The organism is Pseudomonas anguilliseptica, assembly GCF_900105355.1.
Classification (GTDB): domain Bacteria; phylum Pseudomonadota; class Gammaproteobacteria; order Pseudomonadales; family Pseudomonadaceae; genus Aquipseudomonas; species Aquipseudomonas anguilliseptica.
In genome coordinates this window covers 134,022-153,216 of the sequence record NZ_FNSC01000001.1, presented here as the reverse complement: position 1 = coordinate 153,216, position 19,195 = coordinate 134,022, and the positions used below count along the sequence as shown (strand labels likewise).

Below are 19,195 nucleotides of genomic sequence, written 5' to 3'. Positions count from 1 at the left end.
GGATAAGGGTGTGATGGGTATTCATAGCGCCAACCCTAATCTTTGAGGTAAAAGCTGGCAAGCAATGCTAGAAAATTGGTGCTTGAGTGCGTCGCTGGCGTTGTTTGACGATTAATTTTGCGTAAAAGCTCGTAGGTGTGCGTTTGAATTGCGGGCGGCGTCAGGTGCTTAGGCCGCCCGCTGCGGCATCAGGGCTAAGCGCCAGGCAGCAAGCTATGTTTCAGTTCGCGCATATCCGCCCCGCTGGGGTGCTGGAACACCCGCAAGCCGAACTCGGGAAGTATCGCCCGCAGATGGTCGAAGATATCCGACTGAATGGCTTCATAGCGTGCCCAGGCGATGGTGTTGGTGAAGCAGTAGAGTTCCAGCGGTAGGCCGTCTGCGGTCGGGTTCATTTGCCTGACCAGCTGGGTCATCTCCTGGTGGATGCCTGGGTGTTGACGCAGGTAGTGTTCGACGTAAGCGCGGAAGGTGCCGATGTTGGTAACCCGCCGGGTGTTTGCCGGCTCCTGGCTGGCCTCCGCCAGGGCGCTGTTCCAGCTGAGCAGTTCGCTCTGCTTGCTGTTCAGGTATTGGCCAAGCAGCAGAAAGCGCTGCAGGCGGGTGATCTGCTCCGGACTGAGGAAGCTGATGCTGGTTTGATCGTAAGCGCTCCATAAACCTCATCTACAAATGATCCGCAGGCCAGCCAATGCTGAGCTCCAATTTCTTTCTGGAGCCAGCCGTCATGATGCGCCCCGACGCCAAAGTCGAAAAAGTCTATCTATACCCCAAGCCGGTGGATTTCCGAAAATCCATCGATGGCCTGGCCGCCCTGGTCGAGCTGGATATCAAGGTGGCGGTGTTCGACCCGGTGCTGTTCGTCTTCCTCAACCGCGCGCGCAGCCGGGTGAAGATTTTGTATTGGGAGCGCAACGGCTTTTGCCTGTGGCTCAAGCGATTGGAGGCTGAACGCTTCAAGTCGCATCCGGAACCTGGCGAAGATGCGATCGTGCTGACGGCCCAGGAGTTGAACTGGTTGTTGGACGGTATCGACCTGTGGCGCAACCGGCCGCACCAGGTTTTGACCCCTAGGTTCGTCACCTGAGCCGGTATAATCCACGGCATGATTTCTGTGCCCGAAACCCTTCCTGATGACCCCGCCGCGCTCAAGCAATTGCTCGCTGAGGTGTTGTCGTCGGCGCAGGAATTGGCCAAGGACAAGGATGGGCAGATCGAGCGCCTGCGCGAACAAAACGCGCTGTTGATCCAGCGCCTGTTCGGCCGTAAATCCGAGCAGAGCAGCGACCCGGATTCACCGCAGCTAGAGATGTTCAACGAAGCGGAAAGCCTGGCCGAAGCGGCGGCTGAAGCTCCGGCCGCTGAGGTCGAGGAAGAAGTCGTTGCGCCGACCAAGCGCCGCGGCAAGCGCAAGCCGTTACCGGCCGAACTACCGCGTGTCGAGGTCATCCACGAACTGCCCGAACACGAACTGACCTGCGAATGCGGTTGCCGCAAGCAGGCCATCGGCGAAGAAACCAGCGAGCAGCTGGAAATCATCCCGATGCAGGTTCAGGTGATCCGCCACATTCGCAAGACCTATGCCTGCAAGGCCTGCGAAAGCGCGCCGGTCACCGCTGACAAGCCGGCCCAACTGATCGAGAAAAGCCTGGCCAGCCCGAGCGTGCTGGCGATGCTGCTGACCAGCAAATACGCCGACGGCATCCCACTGTATCGCTTCGAAAAGATGCTCAGTCGCCATGGCATCGACATCCCCCGGCAGACCCTGGCGCGCTGGGTGATCCAGTGCGGCGAACTGCTACAACCGTTGCTCAACCTGATGCGCGACAGGCTGCTGGACAGTCCGGTGATCCACTGCGATGAAACCCGCGTGCAGGTGCTCAAGGAGCCTGGGCGCGATCCGAGCAGCCACTCCTGGATGTGGGTGCAGACCGGTGGCCCGCCTGGCAAACCGGTGATCCTCTTCGACTACACAACCAGCCGCGCGCAGGAGGTGCCGCTGCGCCTGCTCGACGGTTATCGCGGCTACCTGATGACCGACGATTACGCCGGCTACAACGCCGTGGCCGCACAACAAGGTGTTGAGCGCCTGGCCTGCTGGGCGCATGCGCGGCGCAAGTTCGTCGAAGCGCAAAAGGTGCAACCGAAGGGCAAAACCGGGCGTGCCGACATCGCGTTGGGGATGATCAACAAGCTCTACGGCATCGAGCGCGAACTTAAGGATGCCAGCGATGAACAGCGCTACCGGGGCCGCCAGCAGCACAGCCTACCGCTCCTCGATCAGCTCAAGACCTGGCTGGAGAAAACCCAGCCGCAGGTCACGGCGCAGAATGCCCTGGGCAAAGCAGTGAACTACCTGGCGAGCAACTGGAGCCGACTCGAACGCTACATCGAGGCTGGCCACCTGCCGATCGATAACAACGCTGCCGAGCGCGCGATCCGGCCCTTCGTCATAGGTCGCAAGAACTGGCTGTTCAGCGACACGCCGAAAGGCGCGACCGCCAGCGCCCAACTCTACAGCCTGGTGGAAACCGCCAAGACCAATGGCCAGGAGCCCTACGCCTGGTTGCGCCATGTCCTCGAACGCCTGCCGCTGGCCAACAGCGTTGAAGCCTACGAAGCGCTGCTGCCTTGGAACTGCCAACCAACGACGCCACTGTAAAACGCAAAACCTCTCCAGAGGGAGGTGGGGTCTATGGGGCGCTTACAGTGCTTCGGCCTCGGCGCGGGCTTGATTGGCTTGATGAAACGCCGCGCGAGACGGCCGCGCGGCGTTTTCGTTGGCTTCGCTCATAACGCAGTGACCGTGCCGGTTTACACCGGCTCGGCGACATCCTCGTTGCGATCCATGGCCACTTGGCGAATCGACAGGCGAATTTCTGCCGGCAGCACGCGCTTGGCGGCACCTTCAGCCAGTTCGCTGAGCAGCGGGTGGTGGCTGAGCTTGCCGGCTTCGTCCTGACGCAGCACGCCCTGGTCGAGCAGGCTCTGGATAAAGTGGCGGAATAGGCTCTTGTCGAAGAACTCCGGGGCGTTGAGGCCATGCAGAATCGACAGGCGCTGGGCCATCACGGTGCAGAGGTCTTCCAATTCTTCGGCGCTGATGGCGTTCTGTCCGGCATTCAGCAGCAGGGCGGTGGCCATATAGAAGCGCTGCAGGGTTTGCACAATGGCGCGGGCCAGCAGGGTGAGCAGAACGAACTCGCGCGAGCTGGGCACCGGACGCACGTACATGTCGCCATCGAGCTTGAGCAGGCCCTGTTCAACGAAGGCGGCTAGCCATTGATCAACCACACCGCCCAGCTCATCCAGGTTCCAGCGGATAAACAGTTCGGCTTGCAGGTAGGGGTAGAGCGCGCGGGTAAAGCGCAGGATCTGCTCGCGGCTCATCCGGGCGCTGCTCTGGAAGAAGCTCGCCAGCAACGCCGGCAGGGCAAAGATGTGCAGCACGTTGTTGCGGTAGTAGGTCATCAGAACGGCGTTTTGCTCGTCCAGATAGAGGATCTTGCCGAGGGCGTCCTTCTGTTCGGCGAGCAGATCCATCTTCTGCACGTATTCGATCAGCGCCTGGCCGTTGCCGTCCGGCAGGGTGGTGTGCGGCGAGTAGGGCACGCTGCGCAGTAGGGCTAGATACAGGTCGAGCACACGCGACAGGGCGCGTTCGTCCAGCGCCAGCTTGCTGGTGGAGAGCAGCGCCAGGGCCACCAGATTGACCGGGTTGATCGCTGCCGCCTCGTTGAGGTGCTGGGCCACGCGGTCGCCGAGGTTGTTGGTGGCTTCATTGAGCCAGGTCGGGCGGTACTGGGTGCCGTAATCCTGTTCGCGCCAGTTCGGCTGCTCGTTGTCGAGGAATTCTGCCAGCTTGATCGGCTCACCGAAGTTGACCCAGACATGACCAAAGCGCTGCTTGAGCGCACCGATGACCTTGAAGATGTCGAAGATCGACTCCTTTTTCTTGCTCGCGCCGCGCAGCTCGCCCAGGTAAGTGCGGCCTTCCAGCACGCGCTCGTAGCCGATATACACCGGCACAAACACCACTGGCAGGCGATTGCTGCGCAGGAAACTGCGCATGGTGATGGCTAGCATGCCGGTTTTCGGTTGCAGCATACGCCCGGTACGCGAACGTCCGCCTTCAACGAAGTATTCGACCGGGAAGCCCTTGCTGAACAGGGTATGCAGGTATTCGTTGAACACTGCGGTGTACAGCGGGTTGCCCTTGAAGGTGCGGCGCATAAAGAACGCACCACCACGGCGCAGCAGACCGCCGATCACCGGCATGTTGAGGTTGATGCCAGCGGCGATATGCGGCGGCGTCAGGCCGTTGCGGAACAACAGGTAGGACAGCAGCAGGTAGTCGATATGGCTGCGGTGACAGGGCACATAGATCACCTCATGGCCCTGGGCGACTTCCTGCACGCCCTCGATATGATTGACCTTGATGCCGTCGTAGATCTTGTTCCAGAACCAGCTCAGCACCAGTTCGAGGAAGCGGATGGCGGTGTAGGTGTAGTCCGAGGCGATCTCGTTGCCATAGCGTAGGGCCTGGCTTTCGGCCTTCTCCAGGCTGATGTTCTCGCGTTCGGCTTCTTCGATGATCGACTGACGCACCTGCGGGCCATACACCAGCCCCTTGACCAGGTTGCGCCGGTGCGACACGTCCGGGCCGATGACCGCGGCCTTCTGGTTGCGGAAGTGCACGCGCAGGATGCGCTGAACCATGCGCAGGGTGCGCTCGTGGCCTTTGTCCTGCTCGACCAGCTCGCGCAGATGAATCGGCGTGGAGAACTGCACGCGGGTCTTGCGGCCGAGAATCAGAATGCTCACCAGCCGGCGCAGTCGCCCGGTGACCGCCCAGCTGTCTGCGAACAGCAGCTTCCACGGGCTGGTTTCACGGTCGGGCGACTGGCCCCAGAACACGCTGACCGGAATGATTTGCGCATCGTCCACCGCATGCTGGCTCAACGCGCTGACCAGGCGTTGCAGGGTCGGCGAGATGCCGCGTTTGTCCTGCCGGCCGAGCCAGTCGGGCTCAGGCGTCAGGTAGAAGAAGGCGGCAGGCTCCAGCAGCTCACCCACGGCCACCGGCAGCACCGGGCGCGGCAGGCCGGCCTTGCGGCACTCCGTATCGACCACCGCCAGGTCACTCAGCGACGGCTGTTGCAGCACGTAGAACACCGGCTTGCTGCGGTCGAGCTTGAGGGTAAAGGCGGACTGGTTGATGGTTTCCGAGCGCACCCAGAGGTACAGCACGCGGCGCAGGGTGCCAAAAACGAGACGGCGAAGCGGAGATCGGGTCATACGGAGTCTGCAGGCTTTAAAACGAGCATTTGCTCGGGGGGCGTAGTGTGCCGGATCAGTTGGCCGGCGGCAAAAATCTTCGCGGATTAAAGACGTTTATCGGCATAGGGACTGCAACGTCTTCGAGCGTGGGCTGCAGCTGCCTATGAAATATTTTTCCATGAGGTGTAACAGTTGCTGATCGACTCCGTCTATTGGGCCGAGGTAGCCAATCGGCTACCACTGTTAACGATTATTGGAGCGTTGTCATGAACCATCTGAACACTGTTGTTGCATCCCTGGGCGCGGTACTGCTGAGCAGCGCTGCATTGAGCGTGCAGGCCGCGAGCAACCCGTTTGCCGCGCAGGAACTGAGCAGCGGCTACAGCCTGGCTGCGGTTGAGAAAACCGCTGAAGGCAGCTGCGGTGAAGGCAAATGCGGTGGCGAAATGAAGAAAGCCGAAGGCGAAGGCAAGTGTGGCGAGGGTAAATGCGGTGGCGAAGCCAAGGCTGATGGCGAAGGTAAGTGCGGTGAAGGCAAGTGCGGCGCTGACAAAGCCGAATAACTGAGAATCAGGGGCAGGATATGCAGGTAGATTTCGTTAACGGTGCCGGGCTGGGTTTGCGTCGCGGCCTGCTTGGCGCGCTGCAGGACTGCAGCGCAGGCGAGGTGGATTTCCTCGAAGTGGCACCGGAGAACTGGATCGGCGTGGGCGGGCGCCTGGGCAAGCAGTTGCGTGCCCTGAGCGAGCGCCTGCCGCTGCTCTGCCATGGCCTGTCCCTCAATCTCGGTGGCTTTGCGCCGCTGGATATCGAACTGCTCAAGGCCATCAAGGGCTTTCTCGACCTGCATGCGGTGCGCGGTTACAGCGAGCATCTGTCGGCCTGCGCTGACCATGGCCAGTTATATGACCTGATGCCGCTGCCATTTTCCGAGGAATCGGTGCTGCGCATTGCCGAACGGGTGCGCATCGTGCAGGACGTGCTGGAGCGGCCGTTGATCATCGAGAATGTGTCGGCCTATGCACAGCTGCCGGGCGAGCTGGATGAAGCGGCGTTTGTCTGCGCGGTGTTGGAGCGAGCTGACTGCCAGCTGTTGCTGGATGTGAACAACGTCTTCGTCAACAGCATCAATTTCAACTTCGATGCGCAGGCGTATATCGCCAGCATGCCCAGTGCGCGCATCGCCTATCTGCATGTGGCCGGGCATTACGATGAGGCCAGTGATCTGAAGATCGACACCCACGGCGCGCCCGTGATTGATCCGGTCTGGGCGCTGCTGGAACAGGCCTACGCCGTGCATGGCGTGCGCCCGACCTTGCTGGAGCGCGATTTCAACTTCCCTCCGATTGCCGATCTGTATGCCGAGGTGGCGAAGATTCGCCAGCTGCAAGCGGCTGCGGCTCCTGTGCGGAGTTACGGAACATGAGTGGCGTTGACGCGCAACGCGCGTTTGCCGCGCGTATTCGCCAGCCGGTAGAGCAGCCGCTGCTTGAGGGCGTTACGGCCGAGCGGATGGCGATCTACGAAGCGTTGTTCTTCAACAATATCGAAGGCTTTATCAGCGGCGCCTTTCCGGTGCTGCACCGGCTGATCGAGGCCAGTCGGTGGCAGCGTTTGTTGCGCAGCTTTATCGCTGAGCATCAGGCGCGCACGCCGTATTTCTTGCAGATCAGCCAGGAGTTTCTCGCCTGGTTGCAGCAGGGCTATGTCGCCGAGGCTGGCGATCCGCCGTTTATCCTCGAACTGGCGCATTACGAATGGGTTGAGCTGGCGCTGGATGTCAGTGAGGCCGAGCTGCCTGCGCAGGGCTGGTCGCCACTGGTCTGGCCGCTAGCGTATCAGTGGCCGGTGCAGCGCATTGGTGCTGATTTTCAACCTGCCACGCCGCCTGGTGAGCCAACCTGCCTGTTGGTCTGGCGAGATGTGCAGGACAAGGTGCGCTTTATGCAACTCAGCCCCTTTGCCTATCAGTTGGCGGCGCGCCTGCAAGCAGGAGCAGAAGCCAATTCGGCCCTGTACGACCTGGCTCAGAGCCAGGGCTTAGCCGCGGACAAACACTACTTCAGCAATGCCCAGAGCCTGCTGGCGGACTGGCAGCGCCAAGGTATATGGCAACCCCCAAGCGATTAATTAACTGACCCCGGCACCGACAGTGCCGACCTGTGGAGATATCCCATGCTGAGCTTTTTCAATCGTCTCCAGGATGCCCTGGATGCTACCCGTCGCCTGGATTTTCTCGGGCCGTTATTGCTGCGTCTGTACCTGGTGCCCGTGTTCTGGATGGCCGGCATGCACAAGCTGGCGGACATCGACGCAACCGCCGCCTGGTTCGGCAACCCGGATTGGGGCCTGGGCCTGCCATCCCCCGAGCTGCTGGCCTGGGCGGCGGCGCTGACCGAGGTGGGCGGGGCGCTGCTGCTGTTGTTTGGCCTGGCGGTGCGCTGGGTCAGTATTCCGTTGATTGTCACCATGCTGGTGGCGATCTTCGCCGTACACCTGCCCTACGGTTGGCAGGCGATTGCCGATGCCAGCGCGCCGTTTGCCAATGAACGGGTCATGGACTCGGTAGAGAAAATTGCGCGGGCCCGTGAGCTGCTCAAGGAGCATGGTAATTACGATTGGCTGACCAGCAGCGGCAAGCTGGTGGTGCTGAACAACGGCATCGAGTTTGCCGCCACCTACCTGGTAATGCTGGTGGCGCTGTTTTTCAGCGGCGCCGGGCGTTGGCTAAGCCTGGATTACTGGCTGGGCAAGGCATTACGCAAACAATCTTGAGTTAAACCTGGCCCGCCGCTGCAAGGGCGTGCGGGCCGTTGGCAAAGGCCGGTCTAGAGCAGTTCTCACTGCTTATAGGCAAAGGAAGTAAAAAGTTCCGCTGTAATCAAATATTTATATATCAGCAACTGCCGTGAAATATCCCGCCGCCAAGATTCCCTCCAGCACGAACGAGCCCCAGCGCTCGGGTGTTTTCAACACTTAAAAGTCCATTTAGAGGAATCTTCGATGATCCGTAAGCACAGCTTTCGTGGAGTAATGGCCGGCTTCGCTACCAGCGCTCTGGCCCTGGCCGTTTCCGCCCAGGCTTTCGCCGGTACCGTCACCACTGACGGCGCCGATATCGTGATCAAAACCAAGGGTGGCCTGGAAGTCGCTACCACTGACAAAGAGTTCAGCTTCAAACTCGGCGGCAAGCTGCAGTGGGATGCCACCAACTTTGACGGTCTGATGGCCGGTACGCAGAACGATCCGTTCGATGACACCTTCAACACCTTTATCCGTCGCGGTGAAGTCGGTTTTGAAGGCGTTGCCTACAAGGACTGGGGCTATGGCCTGCGTGTCAGCTATGACGAAGATGAGGGCACCGACTTCGATCGTGCCTATATCACCTACAGCGGCCTGGGTTTTGCCGACGTGACCGTTGGCCAGTTCGGTGTCGACTACGGCCTGGAAGGCACCACCAGTTCGTCCTGGATCACTGCCATCGAACGTCCGTTTATGTATGACTTCCTCAATGGCGACGAAGATGCCAAGTTCGGTGTCAACGTTATGCACGCCGGCGACAACTACGGCCTGATGGCTCAGGTTGCCCACTACGATCAGTATGAGAGCGACGACAACGACGAGCTGTACGGCTACACCCTGCGCGCCAATTGGGCACCATACCTGGATGGCACCGATGTGATCCACCTGGGTGCTAACTACCACAGCAGCAGCCCGGACGATAACACTGCCAACGTGCGTACTCGCATGGGCATCCGCAGTGATGAGGACGCGCGCATAGCCTTTGGTTCTACCGCCGATACCGACAAAGACTCTGAGTGGGTGTTGGAAGCCGGTGCTCAGTTCGGTTCGTTCCGCGCTGCTGCTGAATACTTTCAGCGTCAGGTTTCCGGCGAGACTGCTGGTGGGCTTGATGCCGACGTGGATGCTAGCGGTTACTCCGCTCAGGTGTCTTACATGATTGGTGGCGCTCGTAACTACAAAGCCGGTGCCGGCAAGTGGGACAAGCCAACCGATATGAAGGGTACTTTTGAAGTATTTGCACGCTACGAAAGCAACACTGTTGATGCTGACGAAAGTGCCATTCCTGCTCAGATGATGGGCGGTGTGGTTGGCGTGGTCGCTGATGATCTGAGCGATGAATTCACTGCCAATGCCATGGTGGTCGGTGTGAACTACTTTGCTACTCCGGCTGTACGCATGAGCCTGAACTATGTTGACTACGAAGTAGATAACCTCAACACCAACTCGCAAGTGGGTGGTGAAAACGTGCAAGACGACGGCAAAGCCATCATCGGTCGCCTGCAGTACGTATTCTAAGTAACACCGCTTAACCGCTGCTCCTATCTTTAAGCCCCGCCTAGTGCGGGGCTTTTTTCGCAATTTTTATCTGGGGAAGGACCGATGCGCGTTTGTGCTGTGTTGTTACTGATGGCGGGTTTGAGCGCTGCGGCCGTGGCTGAGGATTACCGCGCGGCTAAGCCTGGCGAGTTGTTGCAGGTACGTCTTGAGCAGTTGCACCCGAGCCAGGCGGTGGTGGGGTATGACCAGATCTATTACAAGCTCGGGCGCTTTGCCAAAGAGCCGAACAAGCTCTTCGATGAGTACTGCGAGGCCAATGGTCAGGGAGAAAGCAGCAAGGTGCCAAAGGGCGCCAACCTGCATCAGCCGGACAGCTTCAGCTGTCAGGGCGCAGTGGCTTCACGCAGCAGTGAAATGAAAACCGTGGTGGTCGGCCCTGAAGGCCGGCTGTATCTGACCGATGGACACCACACCTTTACCACGCTGTGGGAGCAGCCTGAAGGCGGCGCAACGCTGCCGATGTGGGTCAAGGTGACCGACATCGGCAGCGACAGCGCGGATCTGGTCAGTTTCTGGCAGCGCATGCAGGTTGCACGCAAGGTCTGGCTCAAGGATGGCCAAGGTCAGGTGATTACCCCGGAGCAGATTCCAGCGCAACTTGGCCTGGGCAGCCTGGCAGATGATCCTTACCGCGCGTTGGTGTATTTCACCCGTGAGGTGGCCTATGACAAACCCCGTTCGGGCGAAGTGGCCCCGGAGTTTCTTGAGTTTTACTGGGGCAACTGGCTGCGTGGTCAGCTTAACCTGAGCGAGTACGACCTGCGCGACAAGGGCGACTACCGCGACGCGATTGCTGCCGCGGCCAAGCTGATGGTCGCCCTGAAGGCCGACAGCACGGTGGGTGACAGCGGCTTCAAGGCGGCTGAGCTGGGCGGCTATTCCTCCGTCGGCCGCAAGGAAATGGGCAAGATGGCCAGCAAGAAGCTGCCGTATATGGTTGCCTACAAGGCCATGCGCTGAAACTGCCATGGCGCGCCAGGCAAGGTGTCTGGCGCTGGGCTTGGCGCTATAGTGCAGCCTTGCCCGAATCGCCGAGCTGTCGATGTTGCCTACCTGCCTTAACTCCATTCATGAAATTGCCGCCAGTCAGTGGGATGCGCTGCTGACTGATGCGCAGCCTTTCTTGCGCCACGCCTTTCTCTCGACACTGGAAGACAGCGGCAGTGTGTGGGGGCGCAGTGGCTGGCAGCCGGCTCATACAGTTCTACTCGGTGAACAAGGCCAACTGCTGGCAGCCATGCCGAGCTATGTGAAAAGCCATTCCTATGGCGAATACGTGTTCGATCATGGCTGGGCGGATGCCTGCCACCGTGCGGGCATCGACTACTACCCCAAGCTGCTCGGTGCGATTCCCTTCTCGCCTGTGACGGGCCCGCCGCAGGCGGCCGGGCAATTGCTTGATCAGCTAAGCGCCAGCCTGGAGCAGGAGGGGCTGTCGAGCCTGCATATCAACTTCACCACCGAGGCCGAAAACACCCTGCTGCAGGATCGTGATGGCTGGTTGCAGCGTCTGGGTTGTCAGTTTCACTGGCGCAATCGCGGCTACCGGGATTTTCAGGATTTTCTCGATGCGCTTAGCTCACGCAAGCGCAAACAGATGCGCAAGGAGCGTGAGCAGGTGGCGGGGCAGGGCATCGCGTTTGACTGGCGTGAGGGCCACCAGCTCGGTGAGCTGGAGTGGGATTTCGTCTACCTGTGTTACGCCAACACCTACCGTGTGCGCGGCCAGTCACCCTATCTGACGCGCGCTTTCTTCAGCCTGTTGGCCGAGCGCATGCCGGAGATGATCCGCGTGGTGCTCGCCCATCAGGCCGGTAGACCAGTGGCCATGGCCTTTAGCCTGGTCGGCGGCGACAGCCTGTATGGCCGCTACTGGGGTTGTCTGGCGGAGTTTGACCGGTTGCATTTCGAAACCTGTTTCTACCAATGCATGGACTTTGCCATCGCCAATGGCCTGCAACGCTTCGACGCCGGTGCCCAGGGCGAACACAAGCTGATCCGCGGCTTTGAGCCGGACATCACCCACTCCTGGCACTACCTCTGCCACCCCGGCCTGCGTGCGGCCGTGGCGAACTTTCTCGCCGAAGAACAGCACGGCGTGCGTGGCTACGCCGAACAGGCCCGCGAGCTGCTGCCGTACCGCCAATAGCGTGCCCGCTCGCGCAGTTTAGCGGGGCGGCAACTACGCTCAGAGCAGGTCCGCTGCTGCGCGAGGTGTGTTGTGAGTGCATTTGCCCTGGTCGATAAGTTCTGGCTGCTGCCGGGTGTGGCGGTCAATCTGACCCTGTTTCTGAATATGCTCGGCGCGCTGCTGCTTGGTCTGCTGGTCGGTTATGAGCGCTCCTACCATGGCCGCGCGGCGGGCATGCGTACTTATGGCATGGTCTGTATGGCCTCCTGTGCGCTGACGGTGTTGTGCGTGTACCCGCAGCACTGGCTGGGCGATCACTCTCTCTCCAGTGTCGACCCGACACGGGTGATTCAGGGGGTGGTCACCGGCATCGGTTTTCTTGGTGCCGGGCTGATTATGAAGGACGGCATGAGCATCAGCGGCCTGACCACGGCGGCGTCGATCTGGGCGTCTTCGGCGATTGGCGTGCTGGTGGGCGTCGGCTTCTATGGCGCGGCGGTGCTGCTTAGCCTGATTTCTGCCGGGCTGATGATGTGGGGCGCCAAGCTGGAGGCGCGGCTGCCATCGCGTCCGGCACTGGCCATTGTGCTGCGTTTCGCCCCCGGATTTGTCCGCCCGCATGAGGCGCGTTTGCGTGAAATCGCCCGCGAGCGTGGCTATGTGATTGCCGGCGGCTCGTTCACCGTGAGTTTTGAGCAGGGCCAGCTGGAGTGGCGCTTTGTCGCCGTGGCGGTGGATGGGCAGAAGAGTGCGCGGATCAGCGATATGGCCGATGAGCTGGCCAGGCTGGAAGGCGTGGCGAAGTTTCAGATGGCCCATGCGCGCAACTGAGCTTCGCCAATCCAGCCCTTAGATCGGACGTTAATCGACGCCGACAAAACCTCCGGTCTGATGCTGCCAAAGCCGCGCATAGAGACCACCGGCGGCGATCAGCTCACTGTGGCTACCGGTTTCGACGATGCGCCCTTGGTCGATCACCACCAGGCGGTCCATGCGCGCAATGGTCGACAGGCGATGGGCGATGGCGATCACCGTTTTGCCCTGCATCAGGGTATCCAGGCTTTCCTGAATGGCCGCTTCGATTTCCGAATCCAGCGCCGAGGTGGCTTCGTCCAGCACCAGAATCGGTGCGTCCTTGAGCAGCACGCGGGCGATGGCGATACGCTGGCGCTGACCGCCGGAGAGTTTGACCCCGCGTTCGCCAATCTGCGCGTCGAATCCATGGCCGCCCATGCCGTCGTCCAGTAGCGGGATAAAGCTGTCGGCGCGGGCCTTGCGTACGGCGTCGAGCAGCTCGTCTTCACTGGCCTCGGGTTTGCCGTAGAGCAGGTTGTCGCGGATCGATCGGTGCAGCAACGAGGTGTCCTGGGTGACCATGCCGATCTGCGCGCGCAGGCTTTCCTGGGCCACCTCGGCGATGTTCTGACCGTCGATCAGGATGCGCCCGCTCTCAAGGTCGTAGAGGCGTAGCAGCAGATTTGCCAGGGTTGATTTGCCCGCGCCGGAAGGGCCGATCAGGCCGATTTTTTCGCCGGGTGCCACGGCCAGGCTGAGGCCAGCGATCACCCCGTTGCGCTTACCGTAGTGAAAGTGGATGTTGTCGAACTGCACGGCGCCCTGGCTGACTTGCAGGGGTTTGGCCGCGGTCTGGTCGAGCACCTGGCGCGGCTGGACAATGGTTTTCATGCCGTCCTGCACGGTGCCGACGTTTTCGAAGATGCCGTTGACCACCCACATGATCCATTCGGCCATACCGTTGATGCGAATCACCAGGCCCAGCGCCAGAGCGATGTCGCCGGTGCTGATCAGTTGCTGATCCCACAGCCACAGCGCCAGCGCGCCGGTGCCGACGATCAGCATGCCGTTAAGGCAGGTGATCAGGAAATCCAGGGTGGTGATGATGCGCGACTGCAAACGCACCTTGCCGAGCAGTTCTTGTATGGCTTCGCGGGCGTAGTGTTCCTCGACCTGGGTGTGGGCGAACAGCTTGAGGGTGGTGACGTTGCTGTAGCCGTCGACCACCCGGCCCATGACTTTCGAACGCGCCGCCGAGGCCGCCGCTGAGCGCTGCTTGATGCGCGGCACGAAGTACCAGAGCGCCGCGCAGTAACCGACGATCCACAGCAGCAGCGGGGCAATCAGGCGCAGGTCGGCGGCGGCAAACAGGTACAGCGCGCTGGCGGCGTACACCAGCACATGCCAGAGCGCATCGACCACCTGCATCGCTGAATCACGCAGCGAGGGACCCGTCTGCATGATGCGTTGGGCGATGCGCCCGGCGAAATCGTTCTGGAAGAAGCTCAGGCTCTGCTTGAGCACATAACGGTGGTTCTGCCAGCGGATCAGATTGGTCAGGCCGGGGTTGATGGTCTGATGCGTCAGCAGGTTGTGCAGGCCGAATACCAGCGGGCGGATGACCAGCGCCACCAGCAGCATCCACAGCAGCGTGTGCTGGTGCTGCTCGAAGAACTCGCCACTTGAGGTGGTCTGCGTCATATCGATCAGCTGACCGAGGAAGCTGAACAGCGCGACTTCGATCAAGGCCGCAACAAAGCCGACTACCAGCACGGCGATCATCAACGGCCAGACCTGGCGCAAATAGTAGGCACAAAACGCCAGCATACCGGCCGGTGGCTCGACATCCGGGCTGGCTTTAAAGACATCGATCAGGTGTTCGAAGCGGCGGAACAGCATGTCAGGCATCCTGCCTAGATCAGGGAATAGCGCCCGATTCTAACGAGTTTGCCGGGGTGGGTGTTGCGCAGAAAAAGAGGGTAAAGCGCGCGGGGTGAGCAGGCCCACCCCGCGGGGTGCAATCAGAGACGCTTGGCTTCGGTGATCAGCACCGGTTCACGCGGCACGTTCTGATGACCGCCACGGTTGGCGGTCGGCACCTGGGCGATCTTGTCGACCACGTCCATGCCCTTCACCACCTTACCGAATACGGCGTAACCGAAGTCACGCGAGCCGTGGTCGAGGAAGGCGTTGTCCTTGTGGTTGATAAAGAACTGGCTGGTGGCGGAGTCGCGTACCTGGGTACGGGCCATAGCCAGGGTGCCGCGCACGTTGTGCAGACCGTTGTCGGCTTCGTTCTTGATCGGCGCCTGGGTGTCCTTCTGCTGCATGTCGGCATCGAAGCCGCCGCCCTGCACCATAAAGCCTGGAATCACCCGGTGGAACTGGGTGCCGGCGTAGTAGCCGCTGTCGACGTAGGCGAGGAAGTTGGCGGTGCTGATCGGCGCTTTTTCGGCATTCAGTTCGATCTCGATGTCGCCGAGGCTGGTAGTCAGCAGCACTTTCGGGTTTTCTGCGGCCAGCAGGCTGCCGGCAAACAGGATGGAGCAGGCGGCGAGGGTTAGGGTCTTGAACATGCGGGTAGTCCTTATTGTTGCTTGGCAGTGGAAGCGGCCTGTTCGACTTCGGCAAGAAAGGCTAGCAGGCTGCTGTTGAATTGTTCGGGTTGATCCAGCGGTGTGGCGTGACGTGAATCTTCGATCACCAGCAGGCGTGCGTTGGGCAGTTCATCGACATACGCCTGCTTCTGCGCCACCGGGGTGTAATCGCGGTCGGCCGTGACCACCAGGGTCGGACAGCCGATCCGGCTCAGGCGTTCCCGTACCCCCCAGCCGATAATCGCATCCAGGCTGGCAAGGTAAGCACGCTTGTCGTTCTGCGGCCAGCGTTGCAGGATTTTCTGTCGCAGCTCTTCCTGCTCCGGTTTGGGGAACAGCAGTTTGCCCAGGGCCTTGGCAATGGTATCGAGGCTGAGCAGGCGCGACAGGCTCCAGCGTTTGGCGATCTCGATATAGTCGCGCGGGCTTTTCGCCTTCACTTCCGGGCCACTGTTGACGATGCACAGGCTTCTCAGCAATTCGGGGCGATCCACGCCCAGTTGGAAGCCGATCATGCCGCCCATGGAGATACCCACCAGATGCACCTGTGGCAGTTGCAGATGCTCGATCAGCGCCGCCACATCCTCGGCGAAACCCTGGATGCTATAGCGCTCGCGGGGTTTGTCCGAACGGCCGTGGCCGCGTACATCGAGGGCAATTACCCGGTAATGGCGAGCCAGTTCGGGGATCTGATATTCCCAGTCACGTGTACTCGAACCGAGGCCGTGGACCAACAGCACAGGCGCGCCGTGACCGTATTCCTCGTAGTGCAACTGGCAGTCGTCGTTATCAAAAAATGACATCTACAGGTTCCTCTCAGGCCCATGTTCTTCTCAGGCGTTGGGCAGGGGCGCAGCAAAGGCTGCATTCAAAGGGGCGGCATCGAAGCGCTGGATCAGCTCGACGAGAATCTGCGTGGCCGGGCCCAGGGGCTTGTCTTTGTTTGAATAGAGGAAGAACAGCGGGTTGCGGCTGCCACCTTGATCCAGCGGCAGGGGCTTGAGCTGGCCGTCCTTGAGCTCGCGTTCGATCAGGTGGCGCGGCAACCAGGCAAAGCCCAGGCCGTTGCTGACAAAGGTGGCAGCGGTGGCCAGGCTGCCGACCGTCCAGCGCTGTTCGGCGCCGAGCCAGCCAACGTCGCGCGGCTGCTGGCGCCCAGAATCGCGGATCACCACCTGCATCTGGGCTTCCAGGTCCTGGAAGGTTACGACCCGCTGCAGGCGGTGCAGCGGGTGATCGGGGTGGGCCACGGCGACAAACTCCACCGTGCTCATTTCAGCACCGAGAAAACCGGGAATGTTCAGCGCGCTGATGGCGAGGTCAGCCATGCCATCCTTGAGCACTTCTTCCACGCCGGACAGCACTTCCTCGCGCAGACGTACCCGACAGCCACGGCTTTGCGGCATAAAGGCGGTCAGCGCGCGCACCAGGCGGGCATTGGGGTAGGCGGCATCGACCACCAGGCGCACTTCGGCCTCCCAGCCCTGTTCCATATGGTGGGCCAGGTCCTCCAGTTGACTGGCCTGTTTGACCAGTTGCCGCGAGCGGCGCAGTAGCACGTCACCGGCTTCGGTGAGCACCGCCTTGCGTCCATCGATACGCAGCAGCGGTACGCCCAGCTGCTCCTGCATACGCGCCACGGTGTAGCTGACAGAGGATTGTGAGCGGTGCAGCACCTCGGCGGCCTGAGCAAAGCCGCCATGGTCGACCACTGCCTGCAGGGTGCGCCATTGGTCGAGGGTTACGCGGGGAGCTTTCATAATCGGTTCCTGTGCTTGCTCAAGTTCCAGGGTGCAAATACTGACTCAATCAACCTAAACTGGCCGTCTTTTGCCGGAGACTGCCCTGATGAAAAAGCTCTGTTGCGCACTGCTGGCCTGCCTGCCGCTGACTGTAATGGCCTACCCGATCGAGGTGGAGAAACAGCTCAATGGCGCTGAAGTCTCGGCCACCACCCAGGAAATCGACCACAACATGGGCGGCTTGCAGCTGTACAACTATGGCCGCAGCGATGCCAAGTGCACGGCGGTATTTCGCAACGGCCCAGAAGCGCCGCGCAGCCGCAAGGTCAGCCTGGCTGCCGGTGAAAGCAACAGCCTGGCGGTGAAGTTCAGCCGCAGCATTATCAAGCTGCGGGTCAAACTGACCTGCGAAATCAGTTAATCAGTACTTGGCCACACAACCCAGAGACTAAGCGCGGGCTGGCTATAAATCAAATTATTAGATGGTTTTACGCAGTTGTTTGCGCTTTTTAATCGGATTTAGCACTCCTGTTCTTTGCCCATCGATGTTCAACAACCCTTCGATGGAGCAGACAACATGGCAAACGTCCTGGTAATTGAAAGCAGCGCCCGTCAGCAAGGTTCGGTTTCTCGTCAGCTGACAGCACAATTTATTGCCGACTGGTCGGCTGCCAACCCGGCTGACCAAATCAAGGTGCGTGACCTCGCGGTTGATCAGGTGCCGCACCTCGACGCCAATCTGCTGGGCGGCTGGATGACCCCGGCCGGGCAGCAGAGTGAAGCCGAGCAGGCTGCGCTGGCGCTGTCCAACCTGCTGACCGACGAGCTGCTGGCCGCCGATGTGCTGGTGCTGGCCGCGCCCATGTACAACTTCGCCATCCCCAGCACCCTGAAGGCCTGGCTCGACCATGTGCTGCGTGCGGGTGTGACCTTCAAGTACAGCGAAACCGGCCCGCAAGGCCTGCTCAGTGGCAAGCGCGCCTTTGTCCTGACCGCCCGTGGCGGCATTTATGCCGGCGGTACCCAGGATCATCAGGAACCCTACCTGCGTCAGGCGCTGGCCTTTGTCGGCATTCACGATGTCAGCTTTATCCACGCCGAAGGCCTCAACCTGGGCGGCGACTTTCTCGAGAAAGGCCTGAACCAGGCCAAGGCGCAACTGGCCCAGGCCATCTGATTCTCCCGCCGCATCCTGCTCTCCTGGCGTCCGGTGCTCCTGGACGTCTCTGCCCGCTCTGCTGATGCAGTGCGGGCTTTTTTATGCGCTGCATTTTTTCGCTGTACGGCTGTTTAAGTTCCCGGCTGTGTCGCTTTATGGCTGTGGTCTTAACTACAAGCCAGGCAAGATGTCGGGGTTTGATTGAGCAGGGTGATGTGATGCAGCTGTCTGGGCGCGGTGTGGCGCTGTCGATTATTGCCTCGGTGTTGTTTGCCGTGGTGCCCGGCTATGTGCGGCTGTTGGCACCGCTCGATGGTTTGCAGGTGTTTGCCCAGCGGGTGCTCTGGTCGATGCCGGCGGTGTTGCTGCTGATTACCCTGTCGCGGCAATGGCCGGTGCTGCTCGCCGCCTGCGCTCGTGTGCGGCGTGAGCCGTTACTGTTGGCCAGCCTGCCGCTGGCAGCGCTGCTGATGGGTATTCAGTGGGCGCTGTTTGTCTGGGCGCCACTGGCCGGGCGCATGCTGGAAGTGTCGCTGGGCTACTTCCTGCTGCCGTTGGCGATGGTGCTGGCCGGACGGGTGTTCTATGGCGAGCGACTGCGGCCGTTGCAGCGCCTGGCAGTGTTCTGCGCCTTGCTCGGCGTGACCCATGAGTTGTGGCTGACCCAGGCGTTTTCCTGGGTGGTGATGGTCACGGTGTTGGGTTATCCGCCGTACTTCATGCTGCGCCGCTGGATGCGCCTGGATGTCTTGTCTGGTTTTGTCTTCGAGATGCTGTTTATGGCACCGGTGGCGATCTGGCTGGTGCTGCAATGGAGCCCGCCGCAGCTGTTTGCCCAGGCGCCGCAGCTGTGGTGGCTGCTGCCGGGGCTGGCGGTCATCAGCTCGCTGGCGTTTGCCGCGATGATGGCCGCCAGTCGCCTGCTGCCAATGGGCCTGTTCGGCATTCTCAGTTATGTCGAGCCGGTGCTGCTGTTTCTCGTAGCGCTGCTGTTTCTCGGCGAACAGTTCAACAGCGCGCAATGGCTGACCTATCTGCCGATCTGGCTGGCGGTGCTGCTGGTCGGCTGGGACAGCGCGCGGCTGCTGATCAAGCAGGCGCGGCAAGGTTTATAGCAAGACATCCGCCA

The 19,195-nt window shown here is 60.9% G+C and carries 18 protein-coding genes and 1 pseudogene; 13 read left to right on the top strand and 6 right to left on the bottom strand.

Annotated elements, in window-relative coordinates; genetic code table 11:
- Positions 1–194: 194 nt before the first annotated feature.
- Positions 195–644, bottom strand: a pseudogene (locus BLW24_RS00800) (mechanosensitive ion channel family protein); the annotation flags it as partial.
- A 47-nt stretch (positions 645–691) separates the two neighbouring features.
- Here BLW24_RS00800 and tnpB point away from each other — a divergent pair.
- The gene (tnpB, locus tag BLW24_RS00795; RefSeq protein WP_244161054.1) at positions 692–1,087 is read left to right on the top strand and encodes an IS66 family insertion sequence element accessory protein TnpB; all 396 of its coding nucleotides are present in this window, start codon (positions 692–694) and stop codon (positions 1,085–1,087) included.
- 18 nt (positions 1,088–1,105) lie between these two features.
- Positions 1,106–2,662 (top strand): IS66 family transposase, encoded by a 1,557-nt coding sequence (tnpC, locus tag BLW24_RS00790; protein ID WP_090375474.1) that lies wholly within the window; start codon positions 1,106–1,108, stop codon positions 2,660–2,662.
- Between the two features lie 152 nt (positions 2,663–2,814).
- On the opposite strand, the gene plsB is transcribed toward tnpC, so the two are convergent.
- On the bottom strand, positions 2,815–5,298 hold the full coding sequence (plsB, locus tag BLW24_RS00785) for a glycerol-3-phosphate 1-O-acyltransferase PlsB (protein WP_090375472.1): 2,484 nt from the start codon (positions 5,296–5,298) through the stop codon (positions 2,815–2,817).
- A 248-nt stretch (positions 5,299–5,546) separates the two neighbouring features.
- Here plsB and BLW24_RS00780 point away from each other — a divergent pair, with 248 nt between their 5' ends.
- From BLW24_RS00780 to BLW24_RS00745, 8 genes are all read left to right on the top strand, one after another.
- Positions 5,547–5,843: an HvfA family oxazolone/thioamide-modified RiPP metallophore gene (locus BLW24_RS00780; protein ID WP_090375470.1), complete on the top strand. Its 297-nt coding sequence runs from the start codon at positions 5,547–5,549 to the stop codon at positions 5,841–5,843.
- A 20-nt stretch (positions 5,844–5,863) separates the two neighbouring features.
- Positions 5,864–6,706 (top strand): HvfB family MNIO-type RiPP peptide maturase, encoded by an 843-nt coding sequence (locus BLW24_RS00775; protein WP_090375468.1) that lies wholly within the window; start codon positions 5,864–5,866, stop codon positions 6,704–6,706.
- Positions 6,703–7,410: an HvfC family RiPP maturation protein gene (locus tag BLW24_RS00770; RefSeq protein ID WP_090375465.1), complete on the top strand. Its 708-nt coding sequence runs from the start codon at positions 6,703–6,705 to the stop codon at positions 7,408–7,410. Before BLW24_RS00775 ends, BLW24_RS00770 begins: the two co-directional genes overlap by 4 nt.
- Positions 7,411–7,455: 45 nt before the next feature.
- Positions 7,456–8,055: an HvfX family Cu-binding RiPP maturation protein gene (locus BLW24_RS00765; protein ID WP_090375464.1), complete on the top strand. Its 600-nt coding sequence runs from the start codon at positions 7,456–7,458 to the stop codon at positions 8,053–8,055.
- 228 nt (positions 8,056–8,283) lie between these two features.
- Positions 8,284–9,600, top strand: a complete 1,317-nt coding sequence (locus BLW24_RS00760; RefSeq protein ID WP_090375462.1) for an OprO/OprP family phosphate-selective porin — start codon at positions 8,284–8,286, stop codon at positions 9,598–9,600.
- Positions 9,601–9,684: 84 nt separating this feature from the next.
- The gene (locus tag BLW24_RS00755; RefSeq protein WP_090375460.1) at positions 9,685–10,602 is read left to right on the top strand and encodes a ParB/Srx family N-terminal domain-containing protein; all 918 of its coding nucleotides are present in this window, start codon (positions 9,685–9,687) and stop codon (positions 10,600–10,602) included.
- A gap of 82 nt (positions 10,603–10,684) precedes the next feature.
- Positions 10,685–11,791 carry a GNAT family N-acetyltransferase gene (locus tag BLW24_RS00750; RefSeq protein ID WP_090375458.1) on the top strand — a complete coding sequence of 369 codons (1,107 nt, stop codon included), beginning with the start codon at positions 10,685–10,687 and terminating at the stop codon, positions 11,789–11,791.
- Between the two features lie 72 nt (positions 11,792–11,863).
- Positions 11,864–12,604 (top strand): MgtC/SapB family protein, encoded by a 741-nt coding sequence (locus BLW24_RS00745; protein ID WP_208600123.1) that lies wholly within the window; start codon positions 11,864–11,866, stop codon positions 12,602–12,604.
- Positions 12,605–12,634: 30 nt separating this feature from the next.
- On the opposite strand, the gene BLW24_RS00740 is transcribed toward BLW24_RS00745, so the two are convergent.
- The 4 genes from BLW24_RS00740 to BLW24_RS00725 form a co-directional block, all read right to left on the bottom strand.
- Entirely contained in the window at positions 12,635–14,467 is a 1,833-nt protein-coding gene (locus tag BLW24_RS00740) for an ABC transporter ATP-binding protein (protein WP_090375456.1), read from the bottom strand.
- Positions 14,468–14,589: 122 nt separating this feature from the next.
- Positions 14,590–15,144, bottom strand: coding sequence for a peptidylprolyl isomerase (locus tag BLW24_RS00735; protein WP_090375454.1), 555 nt, complete (start codon positions 15,142–15,144; stop codon positions 14,590–14,592).
- An 11-nt stretch (positions 15,145–15,155) separates the two neighbouring features.
- Positions 15,156–15,968, bottom strand: a complete 813-nt coding sequence (locus BLW24_RS00730) for an alpha/beta fold hydrolase (RefSeq protein WP_090375452.1) — start codon at positions 15,966–15,968, stop codon at positions 15,156–15,158.
- A 30-nt stretch (positions 15,969–15,998) separates the two neighbouring features.
- Positions 15,999–16,925, bottom strand: a complete 927-nt coding sequence (locus BLW24_RS00725) for a PA3225 family LysR-type transcriptional regulator (protein WP_090375450.1) — start codon at positions 16,923–16,925, stop codon at positions 15,999–16,001.
- A gap of 88 nt (positions 16,926–17,013) precedes the next feature.
- Between BLW24_RS00725 and BLW24_RS00720 the strand changes: the two genes are divergently transcribed.
- From BLW24_RS00720 to rarD, 3 genes are all read left to right on the top strand, one after another.
- On the top strand, positions 17,014–17,328 hold the full coding sequence (locus BLW24_RS00720) for a 3-phosphoglycerate kinase (RefSeq protein ID WP_090375447.1): 315 nt from the start codon (positions 17,014–17,016) through the stop codon (positions 17,326–17,328).
- A 156-nt stretch (positions 17,329–17,484) separates the two neighbouring features.
- Positions 17,485–18,084 carry an FMN-dependent NADH-azoreductase gene (locus BLW24_RS00715; RefSeq protein ID WP_090375445.1) on the top strand — a complete coding sequence of 200 codons (600 nt, stop codon included), beginning with the start codon at positions 17,485–17,487 and terminating at the stop codon, positions 18,082–18,084.
- Between the two features lie 200 nt (positions 18,085–18,284).
- Positions 18,285–19,181, top strand: a complete 897-nt coding sequence (rarD, locus tag BLW24_RS00710) for an EamA family transporter RarD (RefSeq protein ID WP_090387587.1) — start codon at positions 18,285–18,287, stop codon at positions 19,179–19,181.
- Positions 19,182–19,195: the final 14 nt, after the last annotated feature.